At 38.9% G+C, this 18,450-nt stretch carries 9 protein-coding genes; all 9 read right to left on the minus strand.

The annotated features are described in order from the left end of the window. Positions 1-36 precede the first annotated feature (36 nt). The 9 genes from addA to HNQ69_RS04110 all read right to left on the minus strand — a co-directional run bounded on the left by addA (position 37) and on the right by HNQ69_RS04110 (position 18,064). Positions 37-3,510, minus strand: coding sequence for a double-strand break repair helicase AddA (addA, locus tag HNQ69_RS04070; RefSeq protein ID WP_183228803.1), 3,474 nt, complete (start codon positions 3,508-3,510; stop codon positions 37-39). Positions 3,511-3,512: 2 nt separating this feature from the next. Continuing rightward, positions 3,513-6,629 (minus strand): double-strand break repair protein AddB, encoded by a 3,117-nt coding sequence (gene addB, locus HNQ69_RS04075; RefSeq protein ID WP_183228804.1) that lies wholly within the window; start codon positions 6,627-6,629, stop codon positions 3,513-3,515. Positions 6,630-7,242: 613 nt separating this feature from the next. Then, positions 7,243-8,736, minus strand: a complete 1,494-nt coding sequence (gene tsaE / locus HNQ69_RS04080) for a tRNA (adenosine(37)-N6)-threonylcarbamoyltransferase complex ATPase subunit type 1 TsaE (protein ID WP_183228805.1) — start codon at positions 8,734-8,736, stop codon at positions 7,243-7,245. A 51-nt stretch (positions 8,737-8,787) separates the two neighbouring features. Further along, entirely contained in the window at positions 8,788-11,259 is a 2,472-nt protein-coding gene (locus HNQ69_RS04085; protein WP_183228806.1) for an ATP-binding protein, read from the minus strand. A 39-nt stretch (positions 11,260-11,298) separates the two neighbouring features. Further along, positions 11,299-12,696 (minus strand): adenosylhomocysteinase, encoded by a 1,398-nt coding sequence (gene ahcY, locus HNQ69_RS04090; protein ID WP_183228807.1) that lies wholly within the window; start codon positions 12,694-12,696, stop codon positions 11,299-11,301. A gap of 790 nt (positions 12,697-13,486) precedes the next feature. Then, positions 13,487-14,485, minus strand: a complete 999-nt coding sequence (locus tag HNQ69_RS04095; RefSeq protein ID WP_183228808.1) for a complex I NDUFA9 subunit family protein — start codon at positions 14,483-14,485, stop codon at positions 13,487-13,489. Between the two features lie 43 nt (positions 14,486-14,528). Next, positions 14,529-15,848, minus strand: a complete 1,320-nt coding sequence (locus tag HNQ69_RS04100) for a bifunctional folylpolyglutamate synthase/dihydrofolate synthase (protein WP_183228809.1) — start codon at positions 15,846-15,848, stop codon at positions 14,529-14,531. A 4-nt stretch (positions 15,849-15,852) separates the two neighbouring features. Beyond that, positions 15,853-16,773 carry an acetyl-CoA carboxylase, carboxyltransferase subunit beta gene (gene accD / locus HNQ69_RS04105; protein ID WP_183228810.1) on the minus strand — a complete coding sequence of 307 codons (921 nt, stop codon included), beginning with the start codon at positions 16,771-16,773 and terminating at the stop codon, positions 15,853-15,855. 571 nt (positions 16,774-17,344) lie between these two features. Then, the gene (locus HNQ69_RS04110) at positions 17,345-18,064 is read right to left on the minus strand and encodes a sulfate transporter family protein (protein WP_183228811.1); all 720 of its coding nucleotides are present in this window, start codon (positions 18,062-18,064) and stop codon (positions 17,345-17,347) included. Positions 18,065-18,450: the final 386 nt, after the last annotated feature.

Below are 18,450 nucleotides of genomic sequence, written 5' to 3' on the forward strand. Positions count from 1 at the left end.
ATAAGGAACTTTGTGGAAAAAGATTTTCTCGATTTATTAAGTAATTTCATCAAGAAGTGCATCGAGTCTTTCCGGAGGAAGCTTAAAAACTTTCACTTCTTGACTGTAGACAAGAAGAGCTTGAACATCTTTGTTAGGATGAATAGCTTGCAGCAATTTTCGGTAAAGGGCCATTTGCAACAAATGATGCGGGGCAATAGTGGCTTCGTCTGCTGGCGGGATTCCTGTTTTAAAGTCAGCAAAAATAATGCTGTTTTGTGTGATATAGAGACGATCAATTTGACCGGAAATTGCTTGTTCTTTTCCACGAATTTTTACAATACCCATTAAGGGAACCTCAGCACGTGAATGGTCAGAGAAGAGATGAGTGAGATAGGTATGATCTAAAATCTGCCAAACATGGCAAAGTGCTTTTTCTTTTTGGGTTTCCTGCCAGTGAGAGGCTTTGGTGTTGAGATAGTGTTGAGCATAATCTCGACGTTTTTGGGGAGGGCAATTGGGCAAATATTGCAGCAATCGGTGAACAATATTACCATATTCAATGAAAAAAGCTCTGTTGGTATTTGTTTCTCCTAATACAGGTGAAATAGTAAGATATTTTGGGTTGGAGGAAATTTCATTGTCAGCTTCAATAGAAAGGCTAGCAACAGAGGGCCTTAATGGTTTTGGTAGGGCAGGTTCTGCTGGTATTTTATGGGAAAAGAATTCGGGCAAGGATGGGAGTGTTTGGCACTCAGCGCAGGATACTTTCTGGTTTATAGGGGCAGAAGAAGAAGGTGTAATGCAATAACGCCAAGCCGCAATATCTTCTGCCGGACCTTTTATAGCAACCGCGTGCGGTTCGAGAGCTTTCTTTACCAATTTTAGCCATGTGTTGGAGGGGGATTTCTCACCGCTATATCCACAAACAAATAATCGGTCTTCAGCGCGTGTCATTCCTACATAGAGAAGGCGCTTGTATTCTTCTTCTGCACGCTCTTTTAAATGCGAAAGTGCTTTTTCGGAAATTTTTGTGTTGAATTCTTTGTTGGGACGCCAGATAAAAGCTTGTTGATTACTCAATTGTGTGTTGTTTAAGGGAACTTTAAGAAGATGTGGTGCATGTTGAGGCTGCCAAATAGCACTTCCTGGATCAATTAGAAAGACAATAGCAGCTTCTAATCCTTTAGCAGCATGAACAGTCATAATACGGACTTCATTATGATTTTGATCAAACTCGCGTTTAATTTCTGGTTCGTTTGCGCTTAATATTTCCAAAAAAGCCTGCAACCCTGGTAAACCGGTTTTTTGAATAGTGAGTGTATAATCCATAAAAGCATCAAGCACGTCATTTGCTTCAGATCCTAAGCGAGCTAAAATTTTTTGTCGTCCTTTATCATTGTTTAAAATATGGCTATAGAACTCGAAAACTGGTATTTTATCCACGAGAGTGCGATAGTGACTTAGGTTTTCAAAAGCATCTTTAAAAGATATATGTGATGATGCATGTACACAGAGGCTTTGCCAAAGAGAGCTTGTACGGTGTGCTGCAAGCTGATAAAGTTCTTCTTCGGTAAGCGAAAAAAGTGGACTTTTTAAAACACAAGCAAGAGAAAGATCATCTTGTGGTTGCAAGACAAAACGTGCAAGTGCCATTAAATCACGCACACTAATATGATTGGTGAGTTGTAAACGATCAGCACCTGCTACGGAAATGTTACGTTGTTTAAGCGCACGGGAAAGGGCTAAGACAAATTGATCACGTTTACGAACCAGAATCATAATATCACTGGCACGTATTAAGCGTCCTTTTGCTGAAAGTATTTCTCCGTTATGTAACCAGTCAGCAATGGTTTCAGCAATTTTTTCTGCCAAACGCACTTCAGGTGTATCTAAATGATCAACAGCTGCATGCCAATCATCAGGAAATTCGCTTTTTTCTTTAGAAATAGCATCCCATACAATAACATCACCTGGGCTATGAACACGAATAGCTTCGTGCACTGTTTTTGTATTTTCTGCTGAAAGCCCTTTGTAATTTTCTGGTGTTTCAAAAACGAGATCAACGCTTTTAAGGACATCAGCTGTAGAGCGAAAAGAATAATTCAGTTGTACTTTTTCAAACTTTTGATTGACCTGCTGTACCTTTTTTTGAATCATTCGTCCATTTGCGGCAAAATTTTCTGGTGCAGCACCTTGAAAAGAATAGATGGATTGCTTCTCATCTCCAACAGCAAAAAGAGTGCGTATGTTTGTACGTTGACTATGGCCTGTAAAAAATTCTTGCGCTAAAAGTTGAATAATTTGCCATTGCTCAGGGTTGGTATCTTGTGCTTCATCAAGCAAAATATGATCAAGACCACGATCAAGTTTATAATGCACCCATTGGCTTGCTCCTTGACGCTGCAACAAATGGAGTGTGCGTTCAATGAGGTCATCAAAATCTAACAGGCCATTGGCTTTTTTTAAATTTGTATAGATTTTAAGATATATAGCACAAAGCTGAAAAGCAGCCATATTGAGTGTGGCTATTTTTAAGCATTGATATTTTTCTAAAAGAACAGAAAGTTTGTTTTGTTTATCTTCAATAATTTGTTGAATGACGGGCCAAATTTCATCTGATTTTTTACAAAATAAACGTGAAAAATTACGTGGTTCGCCTGTCGTTTTAAAATAGATATCGGAAATAATGTTGATAATGGTTGTTTCATCACAAGCTGTTTTTAATTGGGAAAATTCCGCAATCATATCCTTGAGGGATTTGTTGCCGTAGGTTTGGCAATGTGTAAGAGCATAAAGAGGCAATTGAGCAGTTTGTTGAATTTTTTCCAGCAACTGTTGGTTTGTTTCATCGGGCGCTAAATTAAAGAACGCACGCAATTTTTCTTCTCCATTTTCAGACAGAAGAGAGGACAAAAAATCAGACAGTTTATGTTGTTTTTCAGTTGCTTCATACAGCAATTGGTTAAAAGTGTGTTCACTGATAACTTTAAGCAGCTGTTTCAAAGCGCACTGTGCATCCTTATGCTCCAAAAGTTGGCGACGCGATTCTTGTAACAATTTTTTTCGACTAATATCATCGATGAGTTCGAAATGTCCCGCAATATTGGCTTCTAACATAAATTGATGCAAGAGAGATTCACAAAATGCATGAATAGTTTGGATTTTTAAGCCCCCCGGTGTTTCGAGGGCATGAGCGAAGAGTTGACGTGCATAGGTTAATTTTTGCGCATTGATGGGCTTCTTTTCAAGTTGTGACAAGATTTTTTGAAGTTGTGCATCATCAAGTTCATTCCAACTGGAAAGTGTGTGAAAAATCCGTGATTGCATAACAGCAGCGGCGGCTTTCGTATAAGTAAGGCATAAAATACGTGCTGGAGGAGTACCGTTTAAAAGCAAACGAATAACGCGTTCACTTAAAACGTGGGTCTTCCCAGACCCTGCATTTGCAGAAACCCACACGTTTGTTTTTGGATGCGTTGCTGTTGCTTGTGCATCAAGGGCTGCTTCAGGAATAGAAAAAAAAGTCATGATTAGTCTGCTTTATGAAAATTAGTTGACCATTCCCATAGGCGTGCAAGATGATCATAGTCACCTTCATATCGTTTTGTCATGGGGACTGCGTGTGAAAGATAGCCTTGTTGTGGATTTTTATAATAGTCTATTAATGCTATAAGATGTTCCCATGCTTTTTCACCAAGATTAATTGCGTTTTGATGATCTTTTTCTCCTTTCTTTAGAAGAATTGATTGGGGAGTGATTTTACCTTTTCCATTGAGGGGAATGTAAAACAAATCTGAGGGGGTAAGGCCTTGAAAATCTGTAAAGGCACCTTGCATGAGCAAAGCTGTTTCCAATGCCAATTGTGGAAATAATAAGTCACGAACTTGTTTTGATGAAGGCGGTGTATTGGTTTTAAAATCAAGAATTTCAACCATTTTACCTGGCAATACATCAATACGATCAGCACGTCCTGAAAGGGTTACACCTGTGGTACCTATAGGTATTTTTTGCGATACGACTTCGGCATATCGTTTTCGAAGCCCTAAACTTTGCTCCCATTGGAGTAAAAACGGAGCAAAATTTTCAAAGCGAGTCCACCAGATTGCTTCAATATCAGCAGGTAAATTGCATTTATTAAATTCTTTGCGTCCAAGAGTTAAAAGGACATTTAATGCATTTGCAGCTTTTGGGTCTTTTACTTGTGCACAAAAAGCAGCGAGAATAGCATGATAAAGTGTTCCACGCTCAACAGCATTAGGATCATGAATAAGAGGCTTAAGCGGTTTAAGACGCAATATTTTTTTGGCATAAATGGTATAAGGATCATACCGCAAGGTTGCTATTTCAGTGACTGAAAAATGACGTGGGCGCATATCAAGGGGGGGTACAGGGCAAGGGCGAGTTGCACAGGCAGTCATCTCTGTATTATCAAGCATTTTTGCCCAATGAAGCAAACTTTCACCTCGGGTACAGATTTGTTTCCAAACCTGTTTTCCTATAACCGTTTCTAGGCGCTGTAACCAGCGTGAAGGAAGTGAAGGAGCAAAATTAACGCGTTGTGCTCTGCTCATCACCACTTTATTCATTCCCATAGCCCACTGAAAATCATGTGCGGAAAGCCCAATACGCTGCTCAGGTGGTTCAAGAGTTAACATCATTTTCATGGGCCGTGATAAGAAGGCATCATTGCGGGTTGTGATCGGCCATGACCCTTCATTAAGACCACCGATAACCACAGTATCAACCGTTTGCAGACGTGATTCCAAAGTGCCCCAGATGAATAAACGCGGATGCCCTCCGGGAGAAGGTGTGACCCAACGAGTTGCCATCAGGGCTGAAAACATAGCGGGCCATTCGCAAAGATGAAATTTTAAACCTGATTTATCACTCACTAATTCACGTAAAAAAGTTAATAGAGCTTGTCCTGCTTCATGTTGATAAAGATAGGCAAGAGAATTGTTTTCATCACGCCCAAAATTTTCAAAAACTTCAACTGTTGCTACGGCAGCTTCGTTGATGGTGCATTCCTTCTCTTGTTTCATGAGAGATGCTAAAGGTTCGACAGCTTTGACCAAAAGATGACAAAGCAAACGTGCTTCTTCGCTTTTCTGTTGATCAAGAGTGTTGTTATCAGAAGTTTTTTGGGAATGTGTTGTTATCCATTTTTCAAGAAATTTATCACATTCGCAAAGATTAATATAGCTTGTGTTTCCTCTAAGAACAAAGAGTTCAAAGTTTTCTGCCATTTCGCGGAAACAATATCGGCTTTGTCCTAGCATTGTGAGTGGATGCTTGAGAAGAGAAAGAAAAGCAATTGGGTCATCAGGTTGAAATATATTTTCTAAAAGAAGCCGTAGCAGAGTTGAAGGGAGGGTTTGTGCAAGTGGTATTCCGCCTGAATCATTTGCTTCAATTCCAAAACGCTGTAATTCAGCGGAAACACGGCGTGCTAGATTACGGTCATTTGTAATAAGAGCTGCAGTTTTTTGAGGCTCTTCAATGGCATTGCGTAAAGCAACAGCAATAGCAAGAGCTTCTTCGCGCTCGTTTATAGCTTCAATGAATGACCAATCTGCGCAAAGATGTTCATAATCATCGCGGATAATTTGCACCCAGCGGTCTGTCGTAGAAGCTGGTCGGAGTGCTTCTGATAAAAGAGCAACACGTTTTCTCTTTATTACACTTTGTTGGCCAATTTCGCGAACATGAATGCGGTGACATTTCATCAGAGAGAGAAGTTTTTTTAAATGGTATTGAGGATGACTAAAAGCGTTAGTGGCATGATCAAAAAAATCACAAGTTGTTTTTTCTTCATTGATTGTGCCCAAAGCTTCCCATTGTTCTTCATCCATATGAAGATCAAGACCTGGAAGAACAACAGCTCCTTTTGGCAGGCGAGAAATTACCTTTAAAAGATGAGAAACTGCAGGAATAGAACCTGACACACCGGCTGCAAGTATAGGTTTATTCGGTTGTGTGTGGTGTAAAATCTCGGCGTGCATTTTGAGTGCTTGATTGCGCCATTCAGCTGGATTGCTTCGTTGTCTTTCTTTTAAGATTTTCGGCCAACTTTGTGTGACTATAGTGAGGAAATCAAGCGTTATTTGCCACCATTCGGCAACCATATCGGGTGCAATTTCTTTAAGTTTTGACCAATCTGCTGCTTCTGTTTCAATTTCATCCATCAAGTGTGCTAAGTCTTGAGCAAGCCAAATTGCATCAGCAGTATGAGAAGGAATAAGCCCATCTTCTAGACCAACCATAGCACGCAAATGGGCCGGTAAATTTTCACGCCAGGGACGAATGAGGCGCGCTAAAAGCAGAAGACGTTCACTTTCTCCAATGGGAGGATTCAGAGTGTTGGTATAATTTTTAACAAAAAGGAAACTGTCTTCGTCAACATCTCCTAAAGGGTGAATGGTCGGCAAGAAGGTTGATTTTGTGTCGCTTCTTTCAACAAATGCTGTACGCAAAGCACGGGCGGCGCGGCGTGTTGGCACATAAATGAGAGTATTTGCAAGAGCTGCTTGGACATTTCCACCGGGTGCAAAGTTATCAATAAGAGCGCCAGAGAGCAGTGCATCAACAAAATGCGGTAAAAAAGCAGTTCCCGGAGAAATCGAAAAGACACGTGGTTTATAGCTCATATAATCTCATTTGAGATGCGTGGAAGTATTCCATCTGATTAATTCTTTGTATTGTTTCTAGTGTATACAATTTTTATTGGGGACAAAACTGAAAAGAGCTATCTGTGCATGAGGTTTTTAGTTTGAACTTATAAAAATATTGAAGCACATTCTATGGTTTAAATTATTACGCAAAAATGGAAAGAAATTTTCTCATAATTTTTAACAAGAAATTGGCTACGATTTATTATTTAACACAAAAAGGCAATATAAGGAGCAAATGTTAAAGTTTAAAAGATTTTAGATTTGCAAGTATATGGAAAATTATTCTGTTACGCTGTAAAACCTGATCCTTTAAGATGGGGAGAAGATCAATAAATATAATAAACAAGAGATTTACTGTGCATTTACACGGTGCAGTATGAAAATGCTTCTTTCATAATACATTGTTTTCAAAAGAAATCAATCCATGATATTGCGACATTTAAGTAGCCAGTTTTATAAATAATATTCGTTAATTCTCATCAAAGATTTGGGAAAAGAAAATAAAAGTGGTATGTACTTATTTCATATTCTTCAGAAATAGATTGCTTTGGTGTGGAGGGTCTTTTACAGAATTTCACAGTGAAAATATCTATCCTGCTTTTTTAAGAAGACCCATTTCTCGATAAAAACTTTGTAAAGGCGCAAGCGTTGGGTGTGAGAGATTACGGGCAAGATAGTCTTGTAAATGGGGGAGATATTTAAGATAAAATGATCTTCCATCACGTTGATGGAGGCGTACAAAAATTCCCAGAATTTTTGAAATCCGTTGAGCACCCGCAAATGCGTAAAGCTTTCGTAATTCATTTTCATCAAAAGATCGTGGCGCTTTATGACGTGCAGTGCAATAAGCATCAAGAATTTTCTCTTCAAGTGTTGGTGGAATAAATACGCGTGCATCTTGTGCTAAAGAGACAAGGTCATAGGCTATTGGACCTTTTAAACCATCTTGAAAATCAATCAGACCAATGCGAGCCGTTCCTTCTTTATGCGCGCGCCAAAGAATATTAGGTGAATGATAATCACGCATAACAAAGGTATTTTCTCCTTGGGTGAGGGCATCAAGATAAGGCTGCCAACACGTAAAAAAGGCTTCACGTTGTTCTTGATTTAAGGTTTTTTGTGTTTGGAAAGGCAAGTACCAATCGAGCAATAAGGCAAGTTCTGATTGTAGTGCTTGACAATCATAGGAGGGAATTTGAAGCAAGAACGTTGCAAATTGTTTTTCGGATGGCCACGACTTTTGGTGAAAAGCAGCCAACAACTCGCTACAGACGATATAACGCTCTTCTAGAGGATTGCCATTCTGATCTAAAAGTCCTTCACGCCCGAAATCTTCTAAAATCAAAAGACCTTTTTCAAAATCTGCGACAAAAATATAGGGAGCAGAAAATCCATTATCTAAAATGATCTGGTTAATTCCTATAAATTGGTGGATATCTTTTGCAAGATGTGCCATTGTTATGTAGGAGGGATTTGTGTTTTGTGCTATTTGCATAGTTGGTGCATTCATGAGAACTTCTTGATGCTGTCCATCATCTAGAAGTTCATAGGTGCGTGTAGAGGCATCACCAGCCAAAAGATAACGATAAACGTGACCGCGTCCATGGTTTTTTAAAAATGTGCGAATTGCAAAAGATCGCTGTAGGCGCTCAATAGAGTGTTGTGATGATGTAAGAGTCACATGACGTCCACGTTCCTCATATTGTAAAGTGAGTCCAAAGGTAATCGGTCCTAAAAGATCAGCACTTTTTTCTGGCCATTCAATGAGTAAAATACTGTTCTCGCGTGCTTCATGAAGTCCTAATTCCTCGATTTCTTCTGCCATAGAAAGGCGATAAAAATCAGCATGAATAATTTCCAATTGTGGAAGTTGATAGCTTTGAGCAATAGTGAAAGTAGGACTTGGAACATCCAGAGTACTGTCGTTGGCAAGGGTATGGATGATTGTACGTGCGATGGTTGATTTTCCTGCTCCAAGATCACCTTGCAGTGTCACAAGATCGCCTGGCTTTAAAGCAAGGGCTAAATCTTGTGCAAAAAGCTTGGTTGCTTCTTCGTTTTCGAGAAAAAAACTAAAATTCATTAACAGTTCCACGAAATGGATGAAAAAATTTTGTAATAAGAAAGGACAAGATTAAAGAACTTTATCTCCTTTGGGGATCGGGAAAAAACATTTAACCGTTGTTCCTTGTCCAGCGCCGGTAAGAATTTCAACATGTCCACCATGGAGCTCAACAAAGCTTTTAACAAGAGACAGACCGAGACCTGCTCCAGCACGTCCGCCATGATGTGACTGGGAAGAAAAACGTTTGAAAATGCGATCAAGAATATCTTCTGGAATATCAGAGCCTTCATTGTGAACACTGAAAACAATGTTATCATCTTGTTCGTCTGCACAAAATTCAATCGTGCTTGCTTCTGTTGCGAAATTAATGGCATTACTGAGAACATTAACAAAGATTTGATGCAAACGTGTTGCATCAGCAGAAATAAAGTTCAAAGAAGGAGAAATTTGCTGTAAAAGTGTAATATAACGTCCGTTAAGACGCTCTTCCACGCGTGCTACTGCCTGCACCATAGCATCGGCAATATTAACTGGTTGTATGTCCAGCTCCATGATGCCGGCATCAAGGGTTGCAAGGTCAAGAATATCATTAACAATATTTAAGAGAGTGCCTGATTCTGAATGAATGTGTCCAAGATATTCTTTTTGGCGTTCATTGATAGAGCCAAAAATTTGATCACGTAAAATATCAGAAAATCCAATAATATTGGTGAGAGGTGTACGCAATTCATAGGAAACATGTTGGACAAATTCATTACGCAAACGATCAGCACTTTCTAAGGCTTCATTTTTTTCTTGAAGAGCACGGGCAACATGGACTGTATCCGTAACATTAACGAAAGTAAGCATCGTTTGCCCATTGGGAAGCGGGACCAATGTATAGTCAATAATCATTCCATTTTTAAGATCCATACGACCTGAATATGTGTCACGTTTTTCAGCAAAACCTGTAATAAATTTAGTAAATTGATCCCATTCTTGGCTTAAGGTTAAGGTTGAACAATGGCTTTGTAATTGTGTAATATGTGTACCTTCTACCAATAAATTAGAGGGAAGAGACCATAACTTCGATAAGGCTGGATTGGATAAACGAAGACGCCCATCAGTGCCAAAAACCACTACACCTTCTGAAAGTTTATCAAGGGTTTCGCCTTGTATTTTAATAAGTGTATTATAGCGTCGCTCAAGATCAATTTTTTCTGTAAGATTTTCATAAAGCCAAGTGACACCTCCTTGTGGATGAGGGCTGGAGATAACACGTACTGTGCGCCCATCTGGAAGATTCCAAATTTGTTGATTTGATTCCGTTTGTCGATAGGCTTTAAAAAGTTCTTCTTTCCATGTCCGCCAATCAGGGTGTTCAGCAATAAGTGCTTTTTCACGTAAACGTTCAAGCAGCAATGTATGGCTTGGTTCACTTTCTAAAAAAGAACTCTCCAATGGCCATAAAACTTTAAAAGCGTGGTTGCAGAATTTCAATTTTTGGTTGGTATCAAAAACGGCTACAGCTGTTGAGATTTGGTCAAGTATTTCACAATGGCTTTGAAGAACGCGTTTTAGTTCATTGGCAAGATTTTCATATGCGCTGTCATCACGGGCAAAAGCTGCCATTCCTTCTTCTGTTGTAATTCGTGTGAGATGGAAATGGTACCGTTCTCCATCAATGACTGTGTGAACATGCTCTTGAAAAACCGTTTCTGTTCCATCTGTTTTGCATTGGGTTGTTTCATTGAAAAGGTCATCTACTTCATTGCTTCCTTCTCGAAAATTTGTCATTTCTCTAAAGGCGCGATTAACAAAACAAATGTTTCCTTCACAATCTCGTATCCATACAGGTTCTTGAATACGGTTTAGAAGATTTCGCTGCATTCTTAGTTCGGTGAGGATTCGGGCAAGATCTTTCTGTAAACGCGCGTTTTCACTCTGCTGTGTCGAGGTGTCTTGAAAGCGGGCAATGGCTACTGTTCCGGCAATGACTCCTGTAACTTGTAACAGTATATTGCTTGTTGTGGTGATGGAAAGTTCAAAAGGGTGAGATTTATAACGCAATTGCGTTAATGCGTAGTCAAGTTCCCGCAGAGAACTTTTTTCAAGCCAAAGCTCAAAATGCTGAAAATCTTGCTGCTTCATTCCTGTTTTTTGTAAAGCTGGAATATTACCAACCACACGGGGTGAGTTCGTTGGATTTTCCCAAATAAGAAGAAATTGTCCTGTTTCTTCCAGAAGCCATTCATAATATTTAATTTTTTCAGAAAAATCTGCTTGAATTGTTACTGTTCGCAGAAGTTTCCACGAAGCTTTTTTCGCACGCATAATAACTACCATACAGGTGAGGAGTGAGGCGCAAGAAATTCCTCCACAGAGTGCTAAAAGGAGCCATGGACCATCTGGTAAAGTGAAGATAAATGGTAGATGCGTTTCCAACGACTGAGCAACAACGCATGTCGGAAAAAAAAAGAAAAGAAGGCAGAAAATATGCGTACAGATTCGGGGCATTTTTTGAGCTTTTTCTTTGGGGGCATAGTCACCAAAGCTGGACACAGCGTCTTTTCCTTTTTTCTTTTAACCCAGGGAAACGTTTTAATAACGATAATGATTTGGTTTATAAGGTCCTTGTGGTGTAACGCCAATATAGGCAGCTTGTTCTTCTGATAAAATACTTAATTTTATTCCTAACCGATCAAGGTGAAGGCGCGCGACTTTTTCATCAAGTTGTTTAGGCAAAACAGCTACTTCATTTTTGTAGTGTTCTGCACGGGTGAAAAGTTCAATTTGCGCCAACACTTGATTGGTAAATGAGGCTGACATAACAAAAGATGGGTGACCCTTAGCGTTACCAAGGTTAAGTAAACGCCCCTCAGAGAGCAAAATTATGCGTTTTCCGTTGGGAAAGGTAATCATATCGACTTGTGGTTTAATATTCGTCCATGGCAGATTTCTAAGAGCTGATACTTGGATTTCATTATCAAAGTGGCCAATATTTCCAAGAATACACATATCTTTAACTTGGCGCATATGGTCTAAGCAAACAATATCTTTGTTACCGGTTGTTGTTATAATAATGTCAGCACAGGAAGCTGCATCATCTAAAGTAACGACTTCATAGCCGTCCATAGCGGCTTGAAGGGCACAAATTGGATCAATTTCTGTCACTTTAACGCGAGCTCCAGCACCTGAAAGAGAGGCTGCTGAACCTTTACCCACATTCCCATAACCACAGACAATGGCTGTTTTACCAGCTATCATAACATCTGTTGCGCGTCGGATACCATCTACTAATGATTCTCTACATCCATATTTATTATCAAATTTTGATTTTGTGACACTATCGTTGACATTAATGGCAGGAAAAGGCAAAAGCCCCTCTTTTTGTAATTGATAAAGGCGGTGTACGCCTGTTGTAGTTTCTTCGCTCACACCTTTGATTGCGGCACGTTGGCGTGTGAAAAAACCTGGTGTAGCATACATACGCTTTTGGATTTGTTTGAAAAAGAATTCTTCTTCGTCTGTTTTGGGATAAGACAGTATATCTTTATTTGCTTCCGCACGGCATCCCATCAAAATATAGTTTGTAGCATCGGCACCATCATCTAAGATAAGATTTGAAGGATTGCCATCAGGCCATTGGAAAATGGCATCTATATAAGCCCAATATTCTTCAAGTGTTTCACCTTTGACCGCGAAGACAGGGGTACCAGTGGCTGCAATAGCTGCTGCTGCGTGGTCTTGTGTAGAAAAAATATTGCTAGAGCTCCACCGTACATCAGCACCGATCACTTTCAATGTTTCAATCAAAACAGCTGTTTGAATCGTCATGTGCAATGAGCCAGAAATACGTGCTCCGCGCAAAGGTTGGCTGGAGGAAAACTCTTTACGGCAAGCCATTAATCCAGGCATTTCTGTTTCGGCGATATCAAGTTCCTTACGCCCGTAAGCAGCAAGAGTGATATCTTTGACAACATAATCTAGAGTTGCCATTCTTTATTCCTTTAAATGCATTTTTCCTGGACGGTAGGAGAAATTAAAAAAAAATGCAAGAGAATAGAAAAACTTCTTTGTATGAAAATTCTTTTCAAGTCTCTATAAATATTTACAACAAATATGCATTTATATATTGGGTGGTAATATGACTGATAAGGTAAAGAGTCTTATGATGAGTTCTATTATGTTAACAAAGCTTACCTATATTTGCTGATTTTAAAACTGTGAGGAAGGCAAAATAACAAAGAGACTGTATGAGTTCTCTGTTTTGAAAAAAGAGTAAGACATAGTTTCATTAAAATATTTACTTTTCCTTTTAGAGAGTAGAAATGAATTTGATCCTCAAGTAATATGTGTTCCCGAAAAACAATACGCGACTGTGCTACGCATCTGTAAAGTTGCTTTAAAGAAACATTTTTCCTAATTCTATCTTTGGTACTGCTTTTGAAGAATATAACGCAAGATCAACGTGGCACACTATACCTTTACGCTTATTAAACAACAGGCAGTGGCGTTATAATATTTCCAGTTTGCGATATTGCTCTCTTTCTCCTGCATGAAGATGGTTCAGAAGAGGTACATTGGGTTCATTTTTAAACGATTTTTCTCCATATGCCAATCCGTCCCTGTCCTATGATGTGTGAGTAAATGGTTCTTTGATCCTGAATGCGGAGGTTTGAAATGAGAAGATATACTCTATTCGGTACTCTCATTCCAATATGCAAATATGGATAAAGAAACAAATTATTATAAATCAATATCTGTCTAAGACTTTATAGAATAGGCACTAGGCTGATAAATTTTTAGAAAATTGGCCTTGTGGACGAAACCGCCAGAGATAACTTGGCAAGAAAGCAGCCATTGCTCTGGGGGTAATGCCTACACCCTCAAAAGTATATTCATTTTTTATAGCTTCTTGAGAAACAATATTATCCACTTGCAGAAAGCGTATCTGATTAGTTGTTACCAGTGTTGGCACGAAAGGCAACTTACCAAGAGTTCCGAAAAAACTTCCACTCAAGAGTCCAATAGAAAGAGGCATAGAGAGAATTGTTTTTTTGCGTTGAATGATTTTTAAGACTTTTTCAAGGGTATTTTGGAATGTAATAATCTGGGGTCCACCAAGATCATAACTTTTTCCAGGGATAACTTGTCCTTCTAAAGCACGCAGAATAAATTCAGCGATGTCACCAACATAGACGGGCTGCAATTTGCTTTGTCCACCGCCAAAAAGAGGCATGATCGGTAAAAGACACGACAAGTTTGCTAATGTATTAAAGAAACAATCTTCTGGTCCAAAGATAACGGATGGACGCATAATAATTGCTTGAGGATGCTTGTTCTGAACAATTTGCTCACTCATATATTTAACACGTGCATAAAGAAATGAAGCATTTTGATTGGCTACAAGCGCTGACATATAGATAAGAGGAATACCAGCTTCAGCTGTTAATTCAGAGACATTTTTTACACCATCAATTTGTGACTTTTTAAAGTTTGATTGATTCGCCTGTGCTAGGCTACCAGGAAGAAAGACTGCACCATCTGCTCCAAGCAATGCACGTGCAACAGAGGCACGATGCTTGACATTGGTTTTAACCATTTGGGTTTGCCCTACTTCTCCTATTTGGAGCATGTAATAAGCTTTTTGTGGACAACGAACAGCAATACGAACGCGATAACCTCGTTTGGTTAAAGCTTCAACAACATGGCGACCCACAAAACCAGAGCCACCAAAAACAGAAATAAGTTTAGGATGTTGATAAAGGGCATAATCCAGTTTCATGATTAAAAGATCTATCTTTCAAAGCTCTATGAATAACGGATTTCTAACATGGTAGCGTTTTATTGTCACGTAAAATATCACCAGCAAGGTAAAGGGAACCACCAATAAGGACAATAGCATCTTTATGCTCTGCATTGATTCTATGTAAAGTATCTTGTAGATGCGCTTGCGGGATGGCAAAAAGCCCTGCTTTTCGAGCAGATTCAGCTAAAATCATTGGGCAAATACCAGCAGTGTGATCGGTTAATGGGATGGTGTAGACTTTGTCTACGAGGTTTGCTAGAGGACGAAAATAACCAACAGCATCTTTGGTATTTAGCATACCAGCGATCATAATAAGAGGACGGTTTGATTTTTTCTTCCACCTAGTAAGTTCTGCCGCAACAACTTTTCCAGCAGCAGGATTATGACCACCATCTAACCATAAATCAATACCGGGAGATAGTTGATCGATCAAATATCCATGGGTTAAATGTTGCATCCGTGCCGGCCAGTAAATATTTTGCAAAGCGTGACTTATTGCTTGTTCTGAAAGTTGAAAACCTGCTTGATAAACTGCTTCAAGAGCAGCTCCAGCATTAGCAATTTGATGCGCTCCAATCAGGTTAGGGAGTGGAAGATCCATGAGACCTTGACTGTTTTGAAACACCATACGTCCATGTTCTGTATAGCTTTGATAATCCTGATCAAACAAGGAATAAGATGTTTTATTTTTATCTGCAAGGGTTGTTAAAAGTGAAAGAGCTTCATCATGATCTTGCTTACCAATCACCACTGGAACTGTTGGTTTGATAATTCCCCCTTTTTCAAAAGCAATTTGTGCAATTGTGTTTCCAAGAAAGGTCTCATGATCATGGTCAATAGGCATAATAAGAGATACAGCTGGTTTTTTAATCACATTAGTAGCATCAAAACGTCCTCCTAACCCAACTTCTAAAATCACGACATCGGCTGGATGAGTACTAAACAACATAAAGGCAGCAGCTGTGAAAATTTCAAAAACCGTAATCGGTTCTTGACGATTTACTCTTATGATTTCATGAATTACTTCAGTCAATTGGCTTTCTGTGACAAATTTGCCACTTCCCTTTTGACCTAGACGACAACGTTCATTCCAGTTGACGAGATGAGGTGAGCTGTAAACATGCACGCGGTAGCCTGCACTTTCCAAAAGAGCACGACAAATCGCACAAGCAGATCCTTTACCATTTGTTCCAGCAATGTGAATAACGGGTGCGAGCTTTAAGTGTGGATTACCAAGATGCTCTAGAAGTCGAAGAATACGCTCTAAAGAGAGATCAAATTTTTTCGGATAACTCTTCAGTAAATCATCTACCATCCTTTGTACTTGGTTTTTTTTCATGAAGTTAAGCTGCTTTTGTTGTAGAAAGCGATGCTGGAGAATCGGTTGGCGATGGATTGGAAGGATTAACAGCTGCAGGATATTTCATCATCAAGCGAAGAAGTCGTGCAATGGTTGTTTTCATTTCTAAACGCGATACAACCATATCAATCATGCCATGTTCAAGCAGATATTCACTACTTTGAAAACCTTCTGGCAAAGTTTCACGTATAGTTTGTTGAATCACACGTGGTCCAGCAAAACCAATCATAGCGCCGGGTTCGGCAATGTGAATATCACCGAGCATGGCATAAGAAGCAGTAACCCCCCCGGTGGTTGGATTGGTAAGAACAACAATATAAGGGAGTTTTGCTTCTTTCAGCATTTCAATAGCGACCGTTGTACGGGGCATTTGCATTAATGAGAGTGTTCCCTCTTGCATGCGTGCACCACCAGAAGCGGAAAAAAGAACCAAAGGGCATTTTTCCGCAATGGCAGTGTCAAAAGCTTTGATGATAGCTTCTCCTGAAGCCATACCAAGCGATCCACCCATAAAGGCAAAATCTTGAACAGTGGCTATGATAGGTAAACCCTCAATAGTACCGCGTGCACTTAAAATATTGTCATCAACTCCAAGTTTAGAACGATAGTCTTTTAACCGGTCAATATAGCGTTTTTCATCGCGAAACTTTAAAGGATCTGTTACGACTTTTGGATTTTCAAGAGGCGTATAAACACCATCATCAAAAAAATACATGAGACGATTTTTGGCGCTGATACGCATGTGATAACCAGAATTAGGGATTACATATTGATTCATCTCCAGATCTTTATGGAAAACCATTTCACCGCTGGTGGGATCTTTTACCCATAGATTATCTGGAATTTTGCGGCGTCCTAATATAGAGTTAATTTTAGGCCGAACATAACTTGTAATCCAGTTCATCTTTATAGCCTCTCTTTGAAATATTATACACTTTTTGCACGATTTTGAAGAATATAGAGCTTAAGTGGTTAGATTCGTTTTATCGGTTGAATGACTAAACCATTTTAATACTTTCAACAGTATACGTATAGCTCTAATTCCATTGTCCTTTATTCTTATCTTTCCAATGTTACAACAGTCATCTCCCTTAAGAGTATTCCTGACAACAAATTTCTTAGTATCTTTAATAAATTACGTTATTTGTTTTTTTGCTTTGACATAAAAATCTGTTCTCTGTGCTGATTGGCAAACTCCTCATTTGCTGTTGATGCAAAATTCAGTGATTTATAACGACAACGATGTAAGTGTTAAGCACAAAAATTTCCTAAGTGTAAACATCAATAAGGCTGTAATAATCCATAAAAACAATGAATACAGTAATGTTATGTTAACGAGACGCTAGCACTAGAGCAAGATTTTTTTCAAGGAGACTGGCTGATGAAAGGAAGAAGAGCGGACCTTTAAAGGAGCGAATTTGTTTTCAGTTCTCTTTTATTTATACACTTTATAAATTTTGAATGAATGAGTATCATTATTTTTGGGTAATACGTGCGGTGGTTTTTTGGGAAAGCATCTTATGTAAGTAAGTCATAAAGGCAGCTGCAAAAAGCGGTGTTGCTAAATTAAGAAGGGGAATTGAAACAAAAAATGCTATCAACAATCCAGCGCCGAAAACTGTTGCGTAATGAACGCGTAAAAAATCATGCGCTTCTTTTTCAGATCGAAAACGATAGGCGGCAAAGACAAAATATTCACGACCAAGCAAGTAACCATTAACAATATAAAAGGCGATCAAATTAATGCCTGGCACGAAAAACAAAATAAAGGCGATTCCATTACCCAAAAGGCTTAAAACAACAAACTTTAAGGAAAGAATAAGAGAGCGCCCAAATGATAAAGCCTGCCCAATAGGTTCGTTTGGATAATCCTCTTTTTCAATAATTTCAGCAGCAGAATCAATGAAAAAACCACCAATCATAGCGGTGATTGGGGCAATTAAAAAAGCCATCAGCAAAGCTAAACCAAGATTAAAAATGATAAGCATGCCCAATCCTAACCATCCTGCCCAACTCGGTAAACCGGGAAGAAAATGAGCAATCCAAGGCCAAAAATAGGATATAAAAAGTTGGCGTACACATAACCATATAATGGCGAGCACAAAAAAAGTAATCCCCAATGCTTTCAATATCATAGTGCGATATTGCGGAGTGATAAGACGTTGTAAAGCTTGATAGGCAGCAGTAAAAATCATAATAACAGTAAATAAGAAGAAAACAGTGAAAACAAGAGAGAGATTGAAGAGTGCTTTAAGTATGTACTTATTTCATAGATCTTATAATTTTGTTTACTAAGGGTAGATGGCCAAGAGATGGTGTTCTTTACCTGGAATACCGTAAAATAGTTTATTTTAGCACAGTTATATAAAGCACTGTATATTGAAAAATACAATTCTGTCTATGTCTGATTTCAGTTTTTTGTATCAACCAAATGTAGAAGTATAAAATTGAACAAAATTATTGAGTCCAAGATTTATCCAGAGAGCTTAAAAATGAATCACATAAGTGTTCAGCAGGTAAAATCTACTCGAGAAAAATCAATATGATAAAAGCTTGGTGGGAGTTAAGAATCTTCGTCCTT

Source organism: Bartonella callosciuri (assembly GCF_014203215.1).
In the GTDB taxonomy this organism is placed as follows: domain Bacteria; phylum Pseudomonadota; class Alphaproteobacteria; order Rhizobiales; family Rhizobiaceae; genus Bartonella; species Bartonella callosciuri.